The organism is Siminovitchia jepli (genome assembly GCF_047228825.1).
In the GTDB taxonomy this organism is placed as follows: Bacteria; Bacillota; Bacilli; order Bacillales; family Bacillaceae_C; genus Siminovitchia.
Genome location: NZ_JBFEGN010000022.1, coordinates 1 through 24908, shown reverse-complemented (window position 1 = coordinate 24908; position 24908 = coordinate 1). Strand labels below are relative to the sequence as shown.

Genomic DNA, 24908 nt, shown 5'->3' with positions numbered 1-24908 from the left:
TCCTGTAAATTTCGATAGTATCTGCTTTTTCTCGAGAGTATTTCGGACAATTTTGATAGTATTTCCTTTTTCTCGTGACTATTACGGACAATTTTGATAGTATTTCCTTTTTCTCGTGAGTATTCGCACCAAACTCGAGAATTTCTTCTGCTTATTCTTCGTATAAAATGGACTGGTTTCTAAAAATTAGTATCAAGGTACTTCATAAGAAAGGTTCAGCCTTTGGCTGAACCTCCCATTTTAGATACTTACATATTACTTGGTTCTTAAGTTTGAATAGAAACCGGACTGCCCAATGTCAATGAATTTTTTAATATAAAAAGTAAATCAAAATACTCGTCACGACACCCACTAAGGTGCTTAACAAGATACAATAGCCCATAATATCGCGAATATGGAGGCCGACGACAGATAAGATCGGCAATGCCCAAAATGGCTGAATCAAGTTTGTCCAGCCGTCTCCCCATGCAACCGCCATCGCTGTTTTGGAAGGGTCTACACCAAGTTTAATTGCTGCAGGGATCTGTAAAGGACCTTGCAATGCCCATTGTCCGCCGCCGGACGGTGCAAATATGTTTACAAAACCGGCCACCCAGTAAGTGAAAACATTGAACGTCTCCGGCGTGGCAACAGAAATCATTCCATCAATGATTAATTGGCCCAATCCGGAGCTTGTCAACACCGCAATAATGCCTGCATAGAAAGGGAATTGCAGGACAATGGGAGAAATCGATTTTGAAACATCAATAAAGGCTTTTGCATATTGACCCAATGAACGGTGAAATAATAAGCCCAGTGATAAAAAGAAAAGATTAATAATATCCAAGTCTAAGTCTCGTCCGCCTGCAAATGAAATGATTGTATAGATAATACCAATTGTTCCAATCAGTATTCCCAAAACAGGAGTGTATTCCAGCTTCAGGGCTGGCGTTAATTTACTTGTGTCAGTTTCATTCCGTGCATATGATTGCTCCGCCCCGTCCTTCAATTGATAGCTGATAATATTTTTCTTCGGAGACATTAAAATGATAAAAAGCGACATTGTCAAAACCAGAGATAAAAAGATAATAATGGTAGATGGATGAAACAGCGTCTCTGAAGTTGGAACTACCCCCATCACTTCTTCCAAAAAATGGCCTTCTGTTGCAATGGTCAATCCAATTGAACTGGAGATTCCCCCGGGAAAAAGAACAGTTGCCGAATAGGCACAAGCTACCAGCAGCGGAAAATGGGCATTTTCATTTCTTTTTCCGATTTCCCTCGCAATGATGGCTCCAACTACAACGGCCAAACCCCAATTAATGTAGTAGGCACCGGCAGAAACAAGAAAAGTCAATAAATAAGCTTTCCAAGGTTTGTTTGCCAATCTTGCCAGACTAGCAAGCCCTCTATTAACAAAAGGAACGGATGCCAGCGTCATTCCTGTCATTAACAGGAGTACCATTTGCATGGTAAATGCCAAATAAGTCCAAAACCCATCTCCCCAGGCCGAAAAAATCATGCCGGGTTCCGTTGGATTCATTGCCAAGGCCATGGCAAAAACGAGTACAGTCATGAGGACTGCGATTACAAATGCATCCGGCAAATACCGTTGTACAACTTTTGAAAAACGGTCTGCAATACTTGCTAACACACTTTTACCCCCTTTTTGTTCTAATGTAACTTAAATCATAAGATAAAATTGCGGAATTGGTAATTATCTGAAAGTATGAAAGAAATTTTCGTTTTTATACACTGTGTATAAAAAATAACTTCAGAATACTCACTCCCTTCTTTCTACTAACCGGTTATCCTCCCGTAATTCCCTATTCATTTTTTAATAGTGGAATCCTGCAAGAAATAGTTTTGATCATCATGATATAATCAAATCAATTCTTTTTGCATGAAGGAGAAAAATAACAGTGAATGCAAAGTGTATCAAATACGATGAATTCGGCAGCCCGAAAGACGTGTTAAAAATTGAATATAAAACCGTTGAACCGCCCAAAGATCATGAAGTACTGGTTCGCATGCTGGTGCGGCCCATCAATCCTTCTGACTTAATCCCGATTAGAGGGGCATATGCCCATCGGATTTCGCTGCCGGATATACCCGGCTACGAGGGAGTTGGCATTGTAGAAGATGTCGGCCCATTCGTTTCCCAAGATCTCATTGGCAAGCGCGTGCTGCCTTTAAGGGGAGAGGGTACATGGCAGGAGTTCGTCAAGACATCTGTGGAATTTGTAGTTCCAGTCCCTGGCTCAATCGATGATTTTACGGCCTCACAGCTGTATATCAATCCTGTCACAACCTGGGTGACTTGCACCGAGATTTTACATCTCAAACCGGATGATATTTTACTTGTAAATGCCTGCGGTTCTGCAATTGGCCGTATTTTTGCCCAGCTATCAAACATATTGGGTTTCCAATTGATTGCGATTACGAGAAACCATCAACATACAGAAGATTTAATCGAACTGGGGGCGTCCCATGTCTTCGATACTTCTAAAGACCCGCTGCGTGAAACAGTGCTGGAATTGACAAATGGGATGGGTGCAGATGCTGCGATCGATTCCATCGGTGGCCCGGCCGGAACGGAACTGGCATGTTGCGTTCGTCCAAATGGTCAATTTTTAACGATTGGCCTTTTATCCGGGATTCAAGTCAACTGGCAAAAAATCGTCAATGAGGCCAAAGTGAAGGCAAATATGTTTCATTTAAGAAACTGGAATAAAAATGTGTCCACAGAAAAATGGCAGCAAACCTTTGATTTGTTGATCAAGCTTTTAAACGATCGGAAAATACGATTGGCAAAAGTACATTCGCAACATGACATATCGAATATTAAAGAGGCCATTGATGCTATGGAGTCTCGTAAAGGAAAAGTGTTTTTAACCAGCTATAAAATATAAATGATTACTATGAAAATATTCAAAAAGATGTTAATGTTTTAATAAGAATTCAAAGCCGATTTCATTCAAATATGAGGCATCTTTAAAATGATAGATTTGAATCGGGAGGAATTCATTTTGAAAAAGGTATTGATCATTGTTGCTGTTTCTGCCAGTGTATTGCTGCTTTCTTTATATGGAGGATACCAGTATTTAGTGAATAAACATGAAAATGAAAACCTTGAGATGAAGGAAAAAGCTAAAGCGGCAGGCGTGACAACAGAAGAATTTATGGAACAAACCCAGGAAATCGATGGAATCAGCTATAAGGTGGATCTTGATGAAAATGCAACGCAAGATGAAGTGATTGATGTGATGCACAAAATGACCCACCAGAAAGTGAGAGCCGAGGAAAAATGGGGAGCCATTCCCATGATCCCTGAAACGATCAACGATGTATATGAAGTCGTTTCAAAAAGCAATTTTGAAAGAAAAGAAGAGCTGCTTGCAATACTGGAAAGATGGAAGAAAGGGGACTTCTCGCAAGCTGACGAAGACCATAACTATTTCTGGGTTTATCAAGGGGGTACGATTGGCAAAGCATATGGCATTATGTCTGAAAATGAAGAAAAAGAGTTTATCAGGAATAATTTTAAAAAAGCGGGAAGCTAAAATACATACACTTTTTGTCATACTGCAAGGTACTCAAAAACAGCAGTTGCCCCAATAGAGATAACTGCTGTTTTTTATGCATCCATTTTAAACTGTGGCTTTTCTCAACGGATCAAAGGGAGTAAGATCCATGTCCAATTCTTTGCCCAATACAAGATTAGCCGCTGCCGAGCCGACATACGGACCCATTGTTAATCCCGAAGCGCCCAAACCGTTGGCGATAACCAGCCCTTCAATAGAAGGAACGCATCCGATCAAAGGCAGCAAGTCCTTGGCAAATGGCCTAAACCCGATCCTGACTTCTTTTAAAGTACTGTTTGAAAGCCCGGGGGCAACTGACAATGCCTCATCTAGTACTTCTTTTACACCCGCTGCTGTCAAGCGATAGTCAAAGCCCGATCCGGTTTCCCTTGTGGCTCCGACGACCACCCTGGAATCATCGAACGAAACAAGATAGTGATCATTTTGCGGGAGAATGACAGGCCAATCAGAAGTGTCTTGACCTGGAACTTCCAAATGGATGATTTGTCCCCGCTGCGGTTCAACGGATAGATCAATCCCCAAAGGCTCCAGCAACTTGGAAATCCACGCTCCTGCTGTTACAACAACCGCATCGGCGGAAATCAATTGATCATTTACACGCACACCGGCAACTTTTCCATCTTTTACTTCAAGGCCGGCTTCCCCTGCCTTGTACAGGACACCGTGCCTTTCGGCCCCTCTTTTCATGGCATCTCTTAATAATTTCCCGTCTACCCGTGCTGATCCGGAAACATAAACAGCTCCGAGGCCGCTTTTTAAAGGCGGAAAAAGAGCTTGTGCTTCATCAGCGGACAAACGGCGGATTTCACCCACTTCCGGTGTTTCCGATTGCCGTTCTCTTACCTTTTGCTCGATGGCATCCAGTTCTTCTTCATCGCTGTTCACGGCCATGGCTCCCACTAAACGATAGCTGACGTTCGTTTCACCGTCTTGTTCCAGCATGGATATAAGTGAAGGATAATAACAGGCCCCCGCTTTGGCAAGCGCATACCAATCCGGATGCTCTTCCTCTCCGCTTGATATCCAGGGGCAGATGATCCCGGCCCCCGCTGCAGTCGCCTGGCCTTCATGCTGCTGATCCACCACCACAACTTCCACGCCTTCCCTCGCTAAATGATAGGCCGTGCTTGCTCCCACAATACCTGCACCTACAACGATGATTTTCATTTGCTCACGCCTTTCCCTTTTCATGACTTTGGCTTTTGCTGTTGATTTAAATGTATGTCGATATTATAAACTATTGGTTTCATAGGAACAAAGTGAACAGTCTTGAGACTGACACAGCAATTCACTTGCATCTTGCAGCAGCTGGTGAAGTGAAACACCTTCTTCCTGTCCTTTTTCATAAACGAGCTGCAAGATCTCTTTCAAGATCATTTCCGGTTCATCGACCATACAAAAGCACTCCATTCTAATCAAAGTGGTCTTTCTGCATTATACAAAAAATAACACATCCATCATCAAATTATTCATCTTGGCAGGGCTTGGTTCGAAGGGGATCTGCCCTGTTCGTATGAAAAAGAGTTTTGAGGAATAACACGATTGGTATTTTGCTATAGCCCCTTCGTAATCTGGAAACCATATTCTATGAAGAAAGCTTGAGAGATTGATAATGTAGGCCCCGTGATTTCAGCAGTAAAATTTTGAAACTTTCATTCCCACGGATAAAAGTATATTTTTAACCTCAAAGGGACAACAGCCTTCCGGCTCTTGTCCCCTTGATTCCTAATCATTTTTCCGTTTGACTAATTTGTAGTGCTTCCTTGCTGCATCTCTTATGATGTTAAATTCGTTTTTGGGGATATACAGCCATAACCCTTTGCCAGTTGTTCTCCTTTCCATAATGTTTTTCAATTTATACGCCCTGTTCACTTTCTTTTCAAATCGATCGTATGTACTCTCGATGATGATAGAATCTCCATTGTGAAAGTGGACTTGTAATGTTTTGCCAGCAAGAGGTTCATAGTCTTTAATGTGGTCAACTGCAAACCAGATGCAATCCTCGTGAGTGATCGATTTGCTTGGAAACCAGCAAATCCCTTGACTGGCATTGATCATCACCGGCGGCATGCTGATCCTCCCCAATGCTTCTTTGGCTCCGAGAATCGCCCCATTCAGACTGCCCCCGTAATACTGGATGCTTTGTTTGATCACTGTAAGCGGGCTTGTACACACTTGGTAAATTTCTCCCTCTTCCATCACCAATGAACACAGCTTTCCATGCTCATCATATTGATTTAGAATAGCCATTGTTTCCTTATGAACAATATATTCGTGTACTCTTTTCAAAGCTATCTCCTCCTTTTTTATTAAATCTTATCCCATAACTAAAAAAGGAGTATACTAACCTTAGGTTGGTATACTCCAGCCGTAAAACCCTTGGATTAGGTCTGCAGTGACATTATGATCCAAGGGTTTCCTTATGTACGTATGATCACATCAGCATCACCTCCCTTGCTGCTCCAACCATTTCGCCATTTTTTCGATATTCTTTTTATTGTTATCAAGGTAAAAATACTTGAACGCTCCTCTTATAGAGCCTTCAAAATTCGTCCATACCGGATTGTCTCTACTCCAATCCACCCCCTTCAAACCTTTCATTCTGGAAATGATGGTTGCCTTTCTTTCTTCGAAGCTCATATTCTCCATATCCGAAAGCGCATACAAAACGACCGCCATTACCAGCGGAAAACTTGCCAGCATCGATTTTTCATAATCACCGATGGATTTGGCAGAATATAATGCAAACAACTCATTGAACCACGTACGTATCAGCTCCAAATACTGATCCACGTCCAATGACAGCTCGATGTTTTTGTTTTGATCAACTGTCATTTTTCCCGTCAAAAATACAGTGACAACCTGCCTCAGTTGGGACAAGGATAGAAAATTTTTATTCGCCGGCCGGATAATTGCCCTTTTTTCCATCTCGATTCCTGCTGACCGAAGCATTGTATTGCCCTGTAGCACCTTATTCGTAATTTGATTAATGTCACTCCTGGAATCAAACGCAATTCGCTTCGATAATGCCACTTTTTTCCCTTTTGTATTAAAATCAACATACATCTGGTTTGCTTCTTTTTCCGATAATCCTTCGAACACTTGCACAGCAATTTCCGTATCACATATAAAATCAAGTACTTTCCTCGCTTTTTCCGCATCTTTTGGATCATCGCTTCCCAGCTTTTTAAAAGCAAATTCATACAACTGCGTAAATGCCATCATTCTTTGATTTCCGTCAATGATATACAATGTGTCTGACTGAACGCCTTCTTTTTTATAGGCAACAATCGGTGGAAAATAAATGCGCTCTTCCAGTGCATTGTCCAATATATAATTGCGAATCTGCCTGACTTGAGGTATGTTGATCTCCCTTAACTTCAATTTTCCTTCCATAAACATCTTCTCAAGAGTTTCAATAGAGTAAGAATGAATCGATTGCTGCTTGCTAAAAACAATGTCCGTAATCATCTTTCCTTGTCCCTCTCACTGGAAATTTTAAGAAAAAAAGCCTTTGCGCTTTTTTGTATGGCTGTCACGGACGAATGGTTCGTGATTTTGCCGGTCTCGGGGTTGTACATATGCAAAAATAACGGGTCCGTGTGCTCCCAACTGCAGTATTTCTTTAATATTAAAAGCATTTTGATTGCCTCTTGATGGGGAATGGAATATTTTCTGACAAGAATAAAGACGGTATAGGCCAATGCGATTTGAATGCCGGATAGCCCGGAAACATATTTGTTTCTGTCCGCCATCTTCTTCGGAAAAAGCTGGATCCATGTACGAAAGAACGATTCTGCAATATCCGGGACTTTATTCGGATCGCATCCTCGAGGATACGGATCGCCTTTTTTAACTGATAAAATGCCTTCAAATAGGGCAATGAGACACCTTTTCATGATCGTTAAAGACGTAATGGCCGAATTTTGGTTCGTCAGCCGAGACCGTTTTTGTTCAATTTCCATCTCTTCTATCAGCCGACCAGCTACTTGCCGGGTCCACTCCGTATATTTGTCCCGGTAATCATATTGCATAATCAGCCCGACGTGAGCTTCTCTTCTTTCTGTATTTAGATCAGTAAACATCTGTTTCTCCTCTTCTTTCCCCAAATCCAGGTATATCTGCATAGAAATCGGGTATCCCCTGAGGAAATCAATCTTTTTTCGAACTTTTTCCGCTTCTTCGTATTGCCCCATTTCCTCTTTTCCTTCTTTTTCGGTTTTCAGAACACCAAGCGCACTTGAAATAGCTGAAATTCTGTGCTGCCCGTCAAGTATGTAAATTTTGCATCCGGGTACAAACTCAAAACCGTCTTCTACTGTATTGATTCCCTTTCTGGCTGAAAACACGAAAGGTGAAAAGTGAAAAGGCTGTCCACTATTCAGGGAATCAAGGATAAAATTTCTGATTTTAGTCCTGCGACCCGGATCAATTTTTCTCTGAACCTCTTCATCTACCTCAAACAATGATTCCAATAATGAAAACTTCATTTGTGTCACAAGAATCTTTTTCCCAAACTGCGTAAATTCCTTCCCTTGAATTTTCGTAATTAGTTCCATGGTACTCATACTTTATTCACACCTGCCTTTAATACAAATTATATATAAATTATTTCATTTGTCTAATTATTTATATATTTTCTTTTATGCTTAGTTTCTATTGTTCCTTTTTTATCTTAAATCTTGCTATATTACATAAATATGTTATAATTTTTAATTTCGTTAAAAAAAGAACTCCAATTCAGAAGTTCAATACTCTTGTTCCAGCCCGTTTTTTCTTAAAAAATCTCCTTATGAACAGCATTTTCCTCCATCCATCGGCTGCGACTCCTTCGGCATTTAATTTCACTCCTTTGTTTTTTCATGTTTAAATACTGCAACTGACATGCTTTTTATATTCGTTAATCGATTTTAATAAAGTGTTCCTACCGGTATTTCCTCGCCACCCTTAGGTGTATAAAACAGTACCATAGCTAAAACGGTTCCTCCCCTTTGACCATAGATCAAGTCACAACAATCAAACAAATCCTCGTCATGAGCCATAATGCCCGAATGGTAAACAAAGAAGGGGCTGTAAAAAGTCACTCTAAATTGACTTTTTACAGCCCTTTTCACTTTTATTCCATAGTTGAATCATCATACTCTTCACTGGGTAATATAACGCGTCTTTCTACGGGCGTGCTCAAAAGGATAGAGGTTCTGGTATTGCCATATGGGACTAAACTTTCAATTAATCGCGTCAGTTCATCCATTCCATTTAAAGCGGCTTTTATATAGTAATGGACATGCCCTGTCGCCCGATGACACTCGATCACATCTGGCACGCTGGCAATGACTCGTTCAATTTCATTCAGGGATGACCGTATGTCACATAATTCAATCATCACCAATAACTTTCTTCCCACTGCTGCAGGAGGAACCCTGGCATAAAAACCTTCAATGATCCCCTTTTCTTGAAGCCGTTTTAAACGTTCCGCTACACTGGGGCGGTTTGATTCAAAAGACGTTTTTATATATTTTTGCGGTCATTATCTTGGCATTTTTTTCTACTGGTTTTCACAGCTTTTTATGTTAATCGTATTTGTTGTGATGATTTCCGGTGCTGGGCAACGGTTTTCGAACACTTTGGCCTTGGCTCAACAAAATAAAGCCAGTATGCAGCTTTTTGCTTTCGGATACATCACGGTAATACGGGGGCTGGGACTTTGAAATGAGAAAGCGAAATGATAAAGTATTCTATAAATAGAAGTGAACCGAAATATTTGGTTCCCGACAAAAAAGAGTGATATGCATGGATGAAAAAGATTACTATTTATTAAAATATGTATCAGAAGAGATGAACCTGGGGCGGGCTGCCAAAAGATTGTTTATTACACCGCCTGCCCTGACGTATCGAATTCAACAATTGGAGCAGGAGTTTGGGGTTCCCCTTTTAAGAAAAAATGGCAAACAAATATATTTCACGCCGGAAGGTGAACACTTGGTCCAATATGCCAATAAAAAAATAACAGAATTACAAATGTTGAAGGACTACCTCCTGGATATCAATGCAACATTGAGAATCGGCGCTTCAACGATTTATGCAAGGTATCGCCTTCCTGAAATTTTGAAATATTTTCTTAATATGTACCCCCAGGTAAAAATCCACCTGAATGCAGGATTAACCAAGGAAATCTTTCAGTTGCTTGCGACTGAAAAAATCCACCTTGGTATCGTGCGCGGTGAATTCAACTGGCCAGGGTACAAATATCTGATTGAGACCGAGAATATTTGCATGATCTCCAAAGACAAAATCGAGTTCAAAGATTTGCCGCAAGTTCCCCGGATCCACTATAAGTACCCATCCAATTTTAACAAGAGAATTGAGGCATGGTGGTTTGAGCATTTTGATGCCCCTCCACTGATCCATACGGAAATCGATGACTATGAAACGGTTAAAGCTTTGGCCAAGGTTGGATACGGCTACGCGATCATTCCAAGTATATTCCTGAATGATCAAGATGAATTTTTTCAGCAAAACATCATGTATAAAGATGGGACTCCCATGACCATCAACACATGGCTCATGTGCAGCAATGAATCCAAAGAACTCGTGATTGTCAAAAAACTCATTGAATACTTTCAGTCCTCGCCGCCTTTATGACGAAGCGGTTTCTCTTCCGGCACTATGGTTGATATAAATGACAGGCAACATAATGATTATCGGATATTTTTTGCTTATTGGGAACGGTTTGTTTACACTCTTTTTCCGCAAAGGGACATCTCGTATGAAATTTGCAGCCTGTCGGCGGATTCATCGGGGAGGGCAATTCTCCCTTCAGTATGATTTGTTCTTTTTTTCGGCCAATATTTGGGGCAGGGACTGCCGAGAGCAGAGCTTTCGTATACGGGTGCATCGGACTGGCAAATAGTTCATCTGTAGGCGCCTCCTCTACCAATTCACCCAAATACATCACACCGATTCGATCGGCCATATAGCGAACCACGCTCATGTCGTGAGAGATAAACAAATAGCCCAATGACATGTCTTGTTGTAATTTTTTCAGCAAGTTAATGACTTGTGATTGAATCGATACGTCAAGAGCTGAAACAGGCTCATCCATAATCAGGAGTTTCGGATTTAACACCAGTGCCCTGGCAAGCCCGATTCTTTGCCTTTGTCCCCCTGAAAACTCATGCGGATACCGGTAATAATGCTCCAATTGCAGGCCTACCTTGCTCAGGGTTTCCATCACAATGTCGGAGCGCTCATCCGCGGCCCCCAGTTTATGAATAATTAATGGCTCTTCGATAATTTTTCCAATCCTTTTCCGGGGATTCAGCGAGGAATACGGGTCTTGAAATACCATTTGCACTTCTTGGCGGATATGTTGCATATGCTTTTTGGAGGCAGTCAAAATATCCTGCCCCTCATAAAGGACCTGCCCGCCGCTCGGCTCGATCAATCTCAGCAATGACCGTCCAACCGTGCTTTTTCCACATCCCGATTCACCAACAAGCCCGTAGGTTTCCCCTTCATAAATATGAAAAGTAACGTGATTCACGGCTTTGACCGATAATGGTTTCTTTCCAATGTGTAACAATCCCCGTTTGACAGGAAAGTGTTTTTTTAAATGTTTCACTTCCAGCAGTTTATTCTTTTTACTTTCATTTCGCGCCTGCAATTTCACGAGGATCTGCCTCCTTGCTTTCCTGGATTTCCTTATAGCGCCAGCATTTCACTTTCTGAGAATCGGTTTCAACATATGTTGGCGGAGGAGCTGCAAAACATTGTTCATTTGCATACAAGCACCGGTTGGCAAAGCGGCACCCCTTTGGAACTTGAGTCAACGACGGAACGGTACCTTTAATGACATATAACTCTTCGGAACGGTCACCGTCCATTGCTGGAATGGATTTGATCAAACCCTGCGTATAAGGGTGCAAAGGCCGGGTAAACAACTCCCGGATGCTGGCTTCTTCTACGATCTCACCCAAATACATGACAATGACCCTCGAACACAGTTCCGCGACCACACCGAGGTCATGGGTAATAAAAATCACACCCATATCCAGTTCTTCATTCAAATCCTTCATTAAATTCAAAATTTGGGATTGAATCGTCACGTCCAATGCCGTAGTCGGTTCATCAGCCAGCAATAATGAAGGCTTGCAAGCCAGGGCAACGGCAATCATCGCTCTTTGGCGCATTCCCCCGGAAAGCTGATGCGGGTACTCATCGACTCTTGCCTCGGGATTTGGGATTCCCACCAGCCGTAACAACTTGACGGCTTCCTCTTTCGCAGCCTTTTTGGACAATTTTTGATGAATCCTGATTGGCTCCGAGATTTGCCGTCCGATCGTTTGAACAGGATTTAAAGAACTTAACGGATCCTGAAAAATCATTGAAATTTCATTGCCCCGGATATGCTGCATTTCTCTTTTGTCATATGTCAAAAGGTTTTTCCCTTTATAATTCACTGCCCCTTCATAGGCAACAGTTCTTTCATCAAACAATCTGAGAATGGATTGGATCGTCACGCTTTTTCCGCAGCCGGATTCTCCAACAAGCCCGATGATTTCTCCTTTGTCCACTTGAAAAGAAATACCATCAACCGCAGTTACCATGCCTCTTTCTGTATAAAAATGGGTTTTTAAATTGTCCAGCTTTAAAAGAGTTTCAGTCATCCTTCTCCCCCCTTTGAAGCTTTAATTTATATGCCTTTTTAAAGCTGATTTTTTTATAATGCGGGTCCATGATATCTCTTATCCCATCGCCTAAAAGATTCAGTCCGATAACAGACAAGATAATCATCATCCCTGGAAAAACTGTCATCCACCATGCATTGAATATGACCAGTTTGCCATCATACAAAATGTTTCCCCAGCTTGGATTCGGTGTTGGAACTCCGGCCCCCAGAAAGCTTAGGCCCGCCTCCGTAATAATGGTATCTGCAAAAATGAATGTGGCCTGCACAATGAGCGGGGATAATACATTGGGTGCCATATGCAGCCAAATGATACGTGTGGAGCTGGCACCTTGGGCTTTCATTGCCTCTATATACGTTTGCTCTTTCACAACTAAAGCCGCTGATCGGACTACACGCGCTACATAAGGTGTAAATACAATACTCAAGGCGATCACAACATTTTCTGTTCGAGGTCCTAGAGCCGCCATTAATGCAATAGCGAATAAAATCCCCGGGATGGCGATCAACCCGTCGCTTATTCTCATGAGAATATGATCCAATGCCTTGTAATAGCTGGCATATAACCCCATGATGATTCCCAGAATAGAGGTAATGGAAGCAACGATAAAACCTACTCCCATTGAAACACGTGCACCATAAATGATCCTCGTCATTAAATCTCTTCCGTAATTATCAGTCCCGAGCAGATAGGATGAATCCGGGCCTTTTAATCTTTTATCCACGTCCATTTCAAAGGGCGTATAGTTGGTAATAGCAGGGCCTGCCAAACATAAAATGATTAAAAAAGTTAAGATTATTAACCCTATCATCATTGAGCTGTTTGAAAAAAAGCGCCTTTTTAAAAGAGACCGTTGTTCATTGATCAACTTTTTTCTTGTTTCAATTAAAATTTCTTTTGCCTCTGATCCTTTCAAAATTTATGCCCCCTGTTACATAAAGAAATAATAAGAAGTATTATTTTTCGTCCAGACGGACTCGCGGATCCACGACACCATACAGCAAATCTATTAACAGATTAAGCATAACGTATATGAAAGTAACAAAAAGAACGATTCCTTGTATGACCGTATAATCTCTTCTTTCCACTGAGTTAATGATCAGTTGCCCCAATCCGGGTATGTTAAAAATGGTTTCTGTAATTACTGCTCCGGTCACCAATGCGCCAAATGTCTGTCCAATGACCGTTAATATAGGGAGAAACGCATTGTGAAGTGCATGACTGTATATCACTTTTCTTTCACTGACCCCTTTTGAACGGGCCATATGAATATAGTTATTATTCAATACCTCCAGCATGGAGGAGCGCGTCATTCTGGCAATAAGGGCGGCTTGAATGGAACCCAAAGAAATAGCTGGCAGGATTAAATACTGCAAATGATTCCAAAGCCCGCTGGCCAATGGTTGATATCCCGCAACTGGCAGCCATTGCAAATGAACGCCAATCAACAACACCAGAAATAGCGCCAAAAGAAAACTGGGAACGGCCATTCCCAATAACGACAATCCCATCACCGCCTGATCTACAGCCGTTCCCCTTTTAATTGCAGCAATGATTCCTAGCGGGATTGCTATGAATAAGGCAATAATCTGGGCAAAAACAGCAAGGGACAATGTAGGGCCGACATGACTCATGATGGCATCCAAAACGGTCGTGTTCATATGAAATGAGACACCAAAGTCCCCCTTCAGGACATTGATAATCCAATGAAAATATTGTTGATATAAAGGCAGATTTAAACCGAGCTCTTCGCGGGCGTTTTCAATCTGTTCTTCTGTTGCTTCATCGCCCAGCATATAGGAAACGGGATCACCAGGTGTTAAATGAATAATAAAAAATATCACTAGGGACACGATGAAAAGGATTGGTATGAGAGATAAAATTCGTTTGAATATATATGACCACAAAGTCTGTCCCCCCAAACTTTCAAAAAGTTACCCCGATCTTTTCCACATATTCATCGGCGGCAATCGGGGCCCTCTTTGATTATATAGTTTTTTTAAAAACCATTAATTAGATTTCTTGACATTCCAATAAATGGCGCCATCTACATATGCGATTTCCGATATATTATCCCTTGACGCATAAATGGAATTGACATCACCGATCTTAACAACCGGCTTATAATCAATAAACCAGGCTTGTAAATCGTTATATTTCTTTTGTGCTTCTTCCAACGAAGGCGCCCTGCGGAAGTCCTCCAATAACGTCTCCAATTCATCACTGTCTGTCCAACCGGTAAAATCGGACCTCATAAATGCCAGAGAAGATGGTTCCGGCTTCGCGGTATTGGGAATGACCGTAATATCATAATTGTCCGGATCTTCGCGTTTATCTACAAATGTTGGCCAATCGTATACTTCTATTTCTGCATTTATTCCCATTTGCTTTAATTGTTCCTGCAAAACAACCGCAGAGCTGTACACATATTCATAATCCCTGGTAGCCATGATCGTAAGTGTTTCCCCGTTATAGCCTGCTTCTTTAAACAGTTCTTTCGCTTTATTGACATCATGTATGTTATATTCATCTTTCCCGATATCACTGTTCCACTGGCCTTCCTGATGGTACATCATCATATGGTGGGTTTTTTCATAATTTTCCGGGTCGCCAAAAGATGCTTTTAAAATGGCTTCTTTATCAATGCCTGTTGCAAGCGCATCCCTTGCGGACTGATTTGAAAATAATCCTTTCTTTTTGTTGAAATAAATATTCAGGATCGTATTCGGCGAAGAGTATAATTTGACGTTTGGATTATTTTTCAGTTGATCGGTACTGTCATATGGGATGGTGTGGGCCACATCATATTCTCCGGACTGGATCCCGGCAAGCCGAGTGGAAGAATCAGCCACAAATTTAAAATACAAATCATCCACAAGCGCTTCTTTTTTCCCGGCCAGGCCATCTGCCGGTTCTTCGCGGCTCGCATATTCTTCATATTTTGTCAAATGAATTTGTTGATCCTGCTCCCAGGATTCAAATTTGAAAGGACCGGTACCGATATATTCCGTTAACTTGTCTCCCTCCATGTTTTCAATGACAGAAGCCGGCATGATGCTTGCCAACTCACCTCCGGAATAAGCCAGCACAACCAAAGCGGTTGAAGTCGGCTTGGACATTTCCAGTTTAACCGTATGATCATCAATCTCGGAAAAAGACGCTTCCTCAAACGTTTCTGCTGCGGAACTCGAGTTTTCCAGCCACCGGTTCATGGAAACAACGACGTCATTTGCCGTCATCGGCTCACCGTTATGAAATTTGACGCCCTCTCGCAGTTTAAACTCTATCACGCGGCCATCCTCTTTTAATTCCCAGGAGTCCGCAAGCATTGGCTGCACTCCGTAATTGGCATCCATCGTAACTAAAGTCTCAAAAATATTTTTGGCTATATTTGATGTAGCAGTCGTCGTATTGGTATGCGTATCCAATGATGGCGGCTGACTCGGGTATGCTACAATCAATTCTCCACCTTTATCGGAGCCGGCCGTTGATTTTGTATCATCCGATTTACATCCGGCTACAAAGGCAAATATTGATAAAATACATATTACCCATAACAATTTTCCAACTCTCATGATTTCATCCCCTTTTTTAGTCTGGCTGCAAACGAATACATTTTTTCTCGAATGGGCGGCAGTGTATTAGCCTGAAGCTGTAAACATCACCACCCTCAAATTGTTTATCCTTGATTAACGTGTAAATGAATAAAGATGATACTCATATTCATTCGGCGGTCCCATGGCAATCCACATTCTGCCCATTTCAGGTTCCGCGATGACCGATGCAAACGTAACGATATCACCGCCGCTGTCCCCAGGTGCCTGCATGCTCTCATCCCCGGGAACTTGGCATAAACAGTTCGGATAATTTTCCCGGTCCCGCAGGATCTCTTTCATGGCCTCCACGGTAATCTCGCCTTGCTTCTCTTTTAATAATTCCTCCATCCGCTGTTGCCTGATTTTGGAGTTATTCAAAAGAAATCCTTTCGACCGCTCTTCGTTGCTTAATTTGTCTGATAGATAATGATTGGCATGAGCCAGCATTCCGTTTTCCGGCTTCAGAAGAGCGTCTTTCGTAACCGTTGTTTCCAGGTTGGAGATCACCCCGTTTTGATCGGACATGATTAAATTGCGGGAGGAAGCACGCGGAAGATTTCGAATGGTTTGAACGGCTTCTTCCACGGAAGCATGCGTCAAAGCCAGTCTCGAAAACATATAACGCGGATACCCTTTTCTCCATCCCTCGCATTCCAGGAAATTGGCAAACACACCCATCCCCGCATGATTAATGCCAATATAGGATACCTGACCCGCGGGCGTCAGCATGAGCGTCGCTTTCCCTCCTTCCGGTTCAACTTCATTTACAATCGCCACCGAGGAATAAAATGCCGGAAGATCCGCATTTTGGCCAATGATCGTCGATCCGTCCTTTGTTGACTCGGGGGCCACCGCAAACGTCGTACACTCATTCTCCGCTTTAAAATAGCGATTAATTTCCGCCCTTACTTGGAGTAGATAGGCTTCTTCAAGGGAAATATTGGCTCCTTTGGCGATCCCGGCAATTTCATCATCCAGGAAAGGAGAATATTCCTGCACAAACTTTCTATATTGAAGCGTTTCTTCCAAAATGTCCGGTAAAGATATATCATGTTGCTTTTGCAGCCTTTCAAGCGCGAGTTCTAGATGACGTTCAATCAAATCCCTGCATGCTTCACCATGCTGCAGGCCAATTTCATAATGCGTTCCTTTAAATCGATAAAAAGGAAATCTTTTATGAGATCGTTTGTTTATGACCGCTTCCTTGTTGTTCATTGAAACCTCCTGTATGTATGAAATAATGATATAAAAAATTATAACCTGACAGGTTTGTTAAGTATATTTGAAGTATTTTAATAATATATTAAATAAAATTTAACAAAGTGATATCAGAATAAAAAACGCCAATATCTCAATGGATATTGACGCCTCCCCCAACATGGAATATGATCTTTTGTTCCGGGTTATTGGTAAAATCCTCCTATTTCTATAGAAAAGACTGATACCAAAAATAGCATTATCGCGGCCCACGAATCTTTTTGCTCTATATTATCGTTGGGCTGGACCAAGCCGATCCTTCCGTGGATATATGTCGCATGTTTGCCATGGATGATTTGTCGTGGAAGGGATAATGAGATACCTCATCTTGCAGCCTGTTCAAAGCAGAGATGAATGGCGAACACTGAGCCATGGCAAGAATCCCGCCCGTCATACCACAAGTGCAGGGCTTGCGGCTTTAGCCGCAGAGTCTCAAGAAGCAACAAAACCTCCACCGTTAACATGAATGGTCTGTCCCGTGATATAAGAACCGTCACTTGAAGCAAGCAACACATAGACAGGGGCCAGTTCGTATGGCTGGCCGGCCCGTTTCATTGGCACTTCGTTCCCAAATGTTTTAACCATTTCAGGTGAAAAGGTCGCAGGAATCAGCGGCGTCCAAATCGGGCCGGGAGCAACAGCGTTCACCCGAATTCCCTGGTCGACGATGTTGTTTGCAAGGGCCCGTGTAAAGCTCACAATCGCTCCTTTCGTCGCCGTATAATCGATCAAATCCTTCCGGCCAACATAGGCATTAATAGAAGCTGTATTAATGATACTGCCTCCTGCAGTCATATGAGGCAGCGCCGCCTTTGTCATATAAAAAAAAGGATGGATATTTGTGTCAAATGTTGTATGCCACTGTTCGTCGCTTATATCCAAAAAACGATTTTGAATAAATTGAACTGCTAAATTATTGACAAGAACATCTATTTTACCAAACGTATCGAGCGTACGGGAGATCACATCCTTACAGTGAGCTTTACTGCGCAAATCGCCCGGAACCAAAAGACATCGTTGGCCCAATTGCTCAATGGCCTGCTTTGTTTCCATCGCATCTGCATGCTCGTCAAAATAGGCAAGTACCAAATCCGCTCCTTCCTTCGCAAAAGCTACCGCCACCGCTCTGCCAATCCCGCTGTCGCCACCGCTGATGATGGCCACCCGGTCCTTCATTTTTCCCGTTCCAATATAGTGAGGATTGTCATAGATCGGTCGGGGAATCATTAAATATTCCAATCCCGGCTGTCTGGCCTGGTGTTGGGGTGGAAAGGCAATTGAAACCTCTTCGCATTTTATTTCTGTTCCATAGGAAGGCTTTGAATCCATCTTACCACCTCTTTTTATTTTTAGGGTATTCGGCCTAATCATTAATGTTAATGGACTTTTATTGCGGCAAGCCGGTACCATTGGTAAAACCGTCGACTATGATACATCTTTGTTAAATGAACGTGAGAAAGCGCAATCCACTCCAACATAATGCGATATGGTTAAAAACAATCCGAAGAACAGTCATCATTGTTTTTGCTCCGGATCCCAACAAAAGGTAATACTTTGTAATAAAATGATCGGTTATTATTACGAAAAAGTAGGAGCAGGTAATTCATCGATTTTCATACGCAGTAGACTATAAGGTTTTTGTCTCAGGTCTTTTCCATAATGAAATCTTGCCTGCCGATGTAATTGGTTTACAATGACATATAAGTATCGATCGGGACCAATTGAAAAAGTATCCGGCCATAAAATTCTCGGATCATGTGCGATGGTTTCCATGATGCCATTCGGCAATATTTTTCGAATGCTGTTGTTTTCATAATCTCCGGCATAAACGTTTCCTTTTGCATCGGTGATCATTCCATCAGACGCACCTTTTTCTCCCCAATACGCCACATGATAAAGTAAATCTATATCCGGTATCGTTCTGTCCCGCAGGGCTGCTGTTGAAATCGAGAACAGATGACGGCTGGTGAGTGGACAAAAAAATAAAATCTTTCCATCGGGGGAAATCGCAATACCATCAGACGCCCCTCTATAGGGAGAAGTTGAGCCATCCTTGTTTCGATTCATCAATATGGCACCTTCTACTTTCGGTAAAAAATAAGGATCGGGTGAAGTTGGTTTTGCTCCATTTAACCGTCTAAACGCGGTGCCACTTTCTAAATCCACGACGATAATAGCTCCTGGTCCTTTGGAAGAAGAATCCGTAATATAGGCATAACCTGCTTTTCCAACACGAAAGTCAAAACGGACATCATTCAGATACGTTGTTGGAAGGACCACATCTTCTGGAAAGGTATATACTTTTCTGATTGTATCGGTTTTTAAATCAACAGCGACTAATTTTGCTCCCCCTTTAATCGGTTCAGAAAAATTGGGTGCCGCTGTATCCAATACCCAAAGCGTTCCCCTTCCATCAGCCACAATACTTTGAACACTGATGAAAGACATTGTCATATTTCCCGGGTCCACCACATTGGTTTCTAAACTGGGGTAAGGCAGCAATTTACCCCCAACTATTTCCGCCACCGTAAATGCAACGTCGTCTCCCCATTTCGGAAAGCAAATAAAAATACGACCGGTTTCTGACACACTAACCCCTGTAGGCATAGCCCCATAAAATGGATAAACCAGTTCTAAATGACCATAATATTTTTCAATAGGAAGCAAAGGTTTCATGATATCCTCCTCAACAACCGCAAAACGGTATATCACCTATATTATGATGAAAGTTTCCGCAAGTGCCTGGTTCTTAATGAGCTTTTCTATTCAATTTTTTGTTTTTAACTTAAAATCCAAATCCTAACTATCGGTTCTACCACAAAAAGACCCTTCGGACATGCATATCCAAAGGGTGAAACTTCGCATCTTTGCTGTAAACGCCGGACTTTGTTTTAAACATCGCTCTTATTTACAAATATCGCGATCCACATTTTGTTACCTCAACCCAGGCCTTCGTTTACATCGACACTCCCGCATATTTTTATGCTTTTTACAAAAAGAGGCGCCCAAAGACGCCCCCTTCAATGTTCAGTTTACATTTTTGATTTTCATTTCAGCAGCCCGTTTGCAAGTTCCTCCCTCTACTCCGAATCCTCCGATACAAGAGCCTTCACCTCTTTGGGGGTTGCCTTGTATACAAAAAATGACATGATCAAAGCGATAATCGACAGGCCAAGAGCGATGAGATAGACAAATTCAATACCTGCCACCAATGATGCTTTGATCGTGGCCGGATGGGTTGGGTTCTCTGCTTTTTCCAGAAAATGAGCTTGCCTGGCATTCATGAGACTAATAAATACCGATACACCTATCGCACCTGCAATCGGCTGCAAGGTGGTCATGATCGCCGTCCCATGGGGGTACAATCTTTTTGGCAATTGGTTAAGGCCATTTGTTTCGGCAGGCATCATGATGGCTGATATCGAAACCATGAGCAGCATATAACAAACAACGATTAACCAGATCGGTGTCTGCAGATCCATTTTACTTAATATATACATCGTCGCACATAATAAAATGGTACCGGGAATAAGCAGATTGCGCGGTCCCATTTTATCAAATAGATGCCCCATGGCCGGTGACAAAAGCCCGCTTAACAGACTGCCCGGCAATAAAACCAAACCCGCGGTCGCCGCCGTCAACGCCAACGGCCCCTGCATAAAGATAGGCAATATAATTTCTGAAGAAAACATCGCCATAAGAATAATCAAAAACAGGATGACCCCGAGTGTGTACATGGGAAACCGAAATACTCTCAGATCAAGCAGCGGTTCATCAAGCTTCAACTGCCGGAAAGAAAACAAGATTAATGCTGCCGCCCCAACAACAATCGGCAGATAAACAATCGGGGCAAGGAATCCGGCATCACTCTCGCCTGCCGAGCTGAAACCAAATACAATACCGCTCACGCCGACTGTTGAATACACAATAGACAATACATCCACTTTCGGTTTTGTAACTTCCGAAACGTTCATTAAATACTTATAAGCAAACGCAATGGAAAACACAGAAAATGGAATGACCGCAATAAATAAATAGCGCCAACCCAAATATTCTACAATAATCCCGGATAACGTAGGCCCAATCGCCGGCGCAAACATGATCACCAGGCCGACAATTCCCATCACCGCTCCACGCCTGTGAGGCGGATACAGCAATAGAAATGTATTAAAAATGATCGGTGTCAAAAGCCCGGTCCCAACGGCCTGAAATAACCGGCCAACCAACAGAATACTAAAAGTAGGCGCGGCGGCACAAACGACCGTCCCAATTGTGAATACAATCATTGTTCCCAAAAACATTTGCCGCGTCGTAAACCATTGCATCAACAAAGCTGATACAGGAATGACAATTCCCATCACCAACATAAATCCGGTCGCCATCCACTGCACTGTCGGCAAGGATACACCAAACTCATCCATTAAAGTGGTGAGTGCAATATTTAATAGCGTTTCATTTAAAATGGCAAAAAAGGCACCAATGATTAATGAAAGCATAATAGGCATTACTTTCACATTTGGATCTTCTGATAAAAATTCATACTTACTTGCCACGCATGCCGAACTCCTTTTTCTATATATTTTTTTCCAAACATCTTGGCATGGAAAAGTTTTTAGCTAAAAACAAAAAACCTCCCATCCATCTCTGAATAGGAGGCAATGGCACCATATAGCAAAAAAGAAACTCCGCCCTTTTTAACTATAAAAGCACATGGCTAATCCTATTCAGAAAAGCACCGTTATAAACCATTTATGCCCAAATCAGAATCCGCAATTCATACAGATCCGGCAGATAGTTCATAACAATGTTTTTTCTTGAAATAGGATTATAAAATCATGTGCTCTTTTCACCCTTCCGTTTTAAGTACTCTTTATTCTATACAAATCACGCAGCAAACGTCAAGTGCTGATTGTGGTATTTTTTAGTTACAGATGAATATAGATATCTGCTGTTTTATCCTTTTAAGGATAACCGGCTTCGACAACCCATAACATCGCTGGCCAAAAATAAAAGATTCTATAAAACGAGCTAGTGATAAACGGACAGGGAGTATTTATTTGTGCTGACCATACGACAATAAAATAAAGAAAAATAGGATGAAGACAAGGATCAGTTGGATAAAAAAACTGTACAATAAAGCGTTTATGAATATTCATGGCTCCCACTATCAGAAACAAATTTATAGTCGAAAATCAACTTTAGGCACCTTGAAAGTGATCAAACTTTTTTATAAAACAAAAGTTCATTCAAAAAGAAAAGAATCCACTTTGATCAATCTTTTTTCAAAATGGATTCTTTTCTTGGCTGGACCTTAGTATAATCTAATTTATCTATAAACAAGACCACCATCAGTTATTATAGTTTGGCCAGTAATATAATCTGAATCATCTGAAGCTAAGAATGATACTAAATTAGCAACATCTTCAGGTGTTTGATATCTTTTAAGAGCAATTTCAGAAGAGAATTTTTCAAAAGCTTCCCCTGGTTTTAAATCATCGTTATATTTAACCATTTCCTCATCGATTCTATCCCACATTTTTGTTTTCGCAACACCAGGACAATATGCATTTACTCTAATTTTATATTTAGCTAATTCTTTAGCAGCTGAATGTGTGAAAGATTTAACAGCATGTTTAGTCGCAGAATATGTACCAAGCATTTCATATGATTCGTGGCCTGCTATACTACATGCATTAATGATTTTTCCTTTAGTTTCTTGCTTAATAAATTGGTCAGCGGCTGCTTGAGTGCCAAAAACAACACCATTAACGTTAATTTTGAATAATTTATTTAGCTGTTCTTCTGTAATTTCCAAGAATGGGGAAACTGCCTCAACACCTGCATTATTAACAAAAACATCTAAATGACCAAATTTATCTACTGCCTCTTTAACTAAATTGAATTGGTCCTCACGTTTTGATACATCCCCCTTAACACCGAAAACATTAAAGTTTTTTTCTTTGAATTCTGAAACAGTTTCATTTAGTAATGCTTCATTTATATCATGTAATACAACACTAAAGCCATCCTTGCATAGTCTCTCTGCTATACCTCTTCCTAATCCGCCTGCAGAACCAGTAACTATAGCTACCTTGCTCATAATCATTCTCCTTTTGTGAAAAAATTATAATATATTTTATCAAAGAACAACGGAAACTAAATTGTCATTCTCAATCGTAAAACAGATTTTTATTATTGTTTACTATTTCAGAATAAAAAATACGATGTTTTCTCACAAAAATTTTGCTTGCGCGCGCGTGCTAACCAATATCATGCGGCTCGTCTTTACAGGTTTTTTAGAAAATTTATGATTAAACTTCTTTCAGCGGCATGCCATACACTCCTGGAATACCGAAGTTTATGGGGAGTTCGTTTGTCGCGGGGAAACAATCGTAATACTATGATGTTTTTTGTTATGGACTTCTTAAATTTTCAATGATAGGAGATGGAAGGTATGGGAATTAAATTAGACATGGTAGGAATCGTTGTAAAAGATATGAAAAGAGCTTTAGATTTTTACCGCATTTTGGGCTTTGACATCGCGGAGGATGCCGATAAGGAAATACACGTTGAGGTTGATCAAAACGGTGTCCGGCTGGCCTTTGATACACAGGAACTCGCTAAAGAAGTTTATGGCGGCTGGAAGCGAGCCGGCAGGGCATCGTATTGAACTCGCTTTTCTGTGTAAAAGCGGCGAAGAAGTTGATTTTGTATAAAAAAATAATGGACCACTGATATATTGGACACCGCAAGCCCTGGGCTGCCGTTTGGGGACAACGGTACGCGATCGTTCAAGACCCCGATGGCAATTTCATTAGTTTATTTGCCTAGATGAATTGTTCTGCCTGCCGTTCTGTTGATTGAATGTCCCTTTATCAACACTGATATATTATTGCCCTCTTCATTGCTTCGGTGTCAGCAGGAAAATCGGCTATCAACCACTCTTCTTCATCCCTTCACCGAATTGGTGGAGGGCATTTTCCAGTTTGTCTGTTTATTCTCACTGCTGTTATCCGTCATATATGGATAATTCAAATTCAAATTAAACTATTCTCCTCATGGATTTGCAGAGGTTTCCATTGCAAATTGGTATTTTTGGTTGTGTTGATACTTCCGTTTTACCATATTCTGCTAAAGGTGTATTTTTATTTTTTGTGAAAAATAGGGTTTTGAACACGCTCTATTCCCATCTGCCGAATATGTTTCAAGTGAATATAAAGTGATCAGCAGATCTAACTATAAGACGAGACTTGAACAACGTTACCTTGTTTTATCAAGGCGTTATACTACAATCACTTTATCTTTTATACAGCAAGTCCGGTCTTGAGAGGATGGCATCATGTAGTCATTCTTTTCGCTACGGATCACGGCAGTAGTCCAAAAGTTTCAAAATAATCGTACCTCTAAAAATACCTCCTGGCCCTTTGCAGCCGGTTTATACGTAAAGAATCTCAACATTATTACTAAATCCCCAGAAAAAGATCTTTTTACGAATTGACCTCATAAAAAATAGGTATTTAATCGTCCTCCTTAATGAGGAATATTCAATGAATACAGAATATGGCGAAATATTGAATTAATTACCGATTAATGGTAATATTTTTCCAAAAGAGACCGGTATGAGATTCCCATGATCTCTATCAGGCTCTAAATGAAGAAAGAAGGGGTAAATATGAACACTGCGACTCTTCGTCACTACAGTATTTCGTAAGCGTCAAATAAAACCCACATTCTGTTCATAGGTCATCCGTGCGATAATCTTCTTAGAAATCAATTCGGGAGGT

The 24908-nt window shown here is 41.4% G+C and carries 21 protein-coding genes; 4 read left to right on the top strand and 17 right to left on the bottom strand.

The window, feature by feature from the left end; all coding sequences use genetic code 11:
- Positions 1–310: 310 nt before the first annotated feature.
- Complete coding sequence (locus AB1L08_RS09975; protein WP_413064505.1) at positions 311–1633, bottom strand: short-chain fatty acid transporter; 1323 nt, start codon at positions 1631–1633, stop codon at positions 311–313.
- Positions 1634–1901: 268 nt separating this feature from the next.
- On the opposite strand from AB1L08_RS09975, the gene AB1L08_RS09970 reads away from it, so the two are divergent.
- Positions 1902–2891, top strand: a complete 990-nt coding sequence (locus AB1L08_RS09970) for a zinc-dependent alcohol dehydrogenase family protein (protein ID WP_413064504.1) — start codon at positions 1902–1904, stop codon at positions 2889–2891.
- A 117-nt stretch (positions 2892–3008) separates the two neighbouring features.
- Positions 3009–3542 (top strand): DUF6241 domain-containing protein, encoded by a 534-nt coding sequence (locus AB1L08_RS09965; protein ID WP_413064503.1) that lies wholly within the window; start codon positions 3009–3011, stop codon positions 3540–3542.
- Between the two features lie 87 nt (positions 3543–3629).
- On the opposite strand, the gene AB1L08_RS09960 is transcribed toward AB1L08_RS09965, so the two are convergent.
- The 6 genes from AB1L08_RS09960 to AB1L08_RS09935 all read right to left on the bottom strand — a co-directional run bounded on the left by AB1L08_RS09960 (position 3630) and on the right by AB1L08_RS09935 (position 8988).
- A complete protein-coding gene (locus tag AB1L08_RS09960; protein WP_413064502.1) occupies positions 3630–4751 on the bottom strand; it encodes an NAD(P)/FAD-dependent oxidoreductase in 1122 nt (373 codons plus the stop codon).
- A gap of 63 nt (positions 4752–4814) precedes the next feature.
- Positions 4815–4979, bottom strand: coding sequence for a hypothetical protein (locus AB1L08_RS09955; RefSeq protein ID WP_413064501.1), 165 nt, complete (start codon positions 4977–4979; stop codon positions 4815–4817).
- A gap of 330 nt (positions 4980–5309) precedes the next feature.
- Entirely contained in the window at positions 5310–5873 is a 564-nt protein-coding gene (locus AB1L08_RS09950) for a competence protein ComK (protein ID WP_413064500.1), read from the bottom strand.
- A gap of 156 nt (positions 5874–6029) precedes the next feature.
- Positions 6030–7055: a DNA sulfur modification protein DndB gene (locus tag AB1L08_RS09945; RefSeq protein WP_413064499.1), complete on the bottom strand. Its 1026-nt coding sequence runs from the start codon at positions 7053–7055 to the stop codon at positions 6030–6032.
- Complete coding sequence (locus tag AB1L08_RS09940) at positions 7052–8152, bottom strand: DNA sulfur modification protein DndB (RefSeq protein WP_413064498.1); 1101 nt, start codon at positions 8150–8152, stop codon at positions 7052–7054. The genes AB1L08_RS09945 and AB1L08_RS09940 overlap by 4 nt, the downstream gene beginning before the upstream one ends.
- A 548-nt stretch (positions 8153–8700) precedes the next feature.
- Positions 8701–8988, bottom strand: coding sequence for an Lrp/AsnC ligand binding domain-containing protein (locus AB1L08_RS09935; RefSeq protein WP_413064497.1), 288 nt, complete (start codon positions 8986–8988; stop codon positions 8701–8703).
- A 386-nt stretch (positions 8989–9374) separates the two neighbouring features.
- On the opposite strand from AB1L08_RS09935, the gene AB1L08_RS09930 reads away from it, so the two are divergent.
- Complete coding sequence (locus AB1L08_RS09930; RefSeq protein ID WP_413064496.1) at positions 9375–10226, top strand: LysR family transcriptional regulator; 852 nt, start codon at positions 9375–9377, stop codon at positions 10224–10226.
- A 22-nt stretch (positions 10227–10248) separates the two neighbouring features.
- Here AB1L08_RS09930 and AB1L08_RS09925 read toward each other — a convergent pair whose 3' ends face one another.
- From AB1L08_RS09925 to AB1L08_RS09880, 10 genes are all read right to left on the bottom strand, one after another.
- Positions 10249–11253, bottom strand: a complete 1005-nt coding sequence (locus AB1L08_RS09925) for an ABC transporter ATP-binding protein (protein WP_413064495.1) — start codon at positions 11251–11253, stop codon at positions 10249–10251.
- Entirely contained in the window at positions 11231–12250 is a 1020-nt protein-coding gene (locus AB1L08_RS09920) for an ABC transporter ATP-binding protein (protein ID WP_413064494.1), read from the bottom strand. Before AB1L08_RS09920 ends, AB1L08_RS09925 begins: the two co-directional genes overlap by 23 nt.
- On the bottom strand, positions 12243–13187 hold the full coding sequence (locus tag AB1L08_RS09915) for an ABC transporter permease (RefSeq protein ID WP_413064493.1): 945 nt from the start codon (positions 13185–13187) through the stop codon (positions 12243–12245). The genes AB1L08_RS09920 and AB1L08_RS09915 overlap by 8 nt, the downstream gene beginning before the upstream one ends.
- A gap of 40 nt (positions 13188–13227) precedes the next feature.
- A complete protein-coding gene (locus tag AB1L08_RS09910; RefSeq protein ID WP_413064492.1) occupies positions 13228–14178 on the bottom strand; it encodes an ABC transporter permease in 951 nt (316 codons plus the stop codon).
- Between the two features lie 102 nt (positions 14179–14280).
- A complete protein-coding gene (locus AB1L08_RS09905; protein ID WP_413064491.1) occupies positions 14281–15846 on the bottom strand; it encodes an ABC transporter substrate-binding protein in 1566 nt (521 codons plus the stop codon).
- 114 nt (positions 15847–15960) lie between these two features.
- Positions 15961–17082: a C45 family autoproteolytic acyltransferase/hydrolase gene (locus AB1L08_RS09900; RefSeq protein ID WP_413064490.1), complete on the bottom strand. Its 1122-nt coding sequence runs from the start codon at positions 17080–17082 to the stop codon at positions 15961–15963.
- 474 nt (positions 17083–17556) lie between these two features.
- Complete coding sequence (locus AB1L08_RS09895; RefSeq protein WP_413064489.1) at positions 17557–18453, bottom strand: SDR family oxidoreductase; 897 nt, start codon at positions 18451–18453, stop codon at positions 17557–17559.
- Between the two features lie 249 nt (positions 18454–18702).
- Positions 18703–19800, bottom strand: a complete 1098-nt coding sequence (locus AB1L08_RS09890) for an L-dopachrome tautomerase-related protein (protein WP_413064488.1) — start codon at positions 19798–19800, stop codon at positions 18703–18705.
- Between the two features lie 404 nt (positions 19801–20204).
- Positions 20205–21629, bottom strand: a complete 1425-nt coding sequence (locus AB1L08_RS09885; protein WP_413064521.1) for an MDR family MFS transporter — start codon at positions 21627–21629, stop codon at positions 20205–20207.
- Between the two features lie 821 nt (positions 21630–22450).
- Positions 22451–23224, bottom strand: coding sequence for an acetoin reductase (locus tag AB1L08_RS09880; protein WP_413064487.1), 774 nt, complete (start codon positions 23222–23224; stop codon positions 22451–22453).
- Between the two features lie 354 nt (positions 23225–23578).
- Between AB1L08_RS09880 and AB1L08_RS09875 the strand changes: the two genes are divergently transcribed.
- Positions 23579–23794: a VOC family protein gene (locus AB1L08_RS09875; RefSeq protein ID WP_413064486.1), complete on the top strand. Its 216-nt coding sequence runs from the start codon at positions 23579–23581 to the stop codon at positions 23792–23794.
- The last annotated feature ends 1114 nt before the right edge of the window (positions 23795–24908 follow it).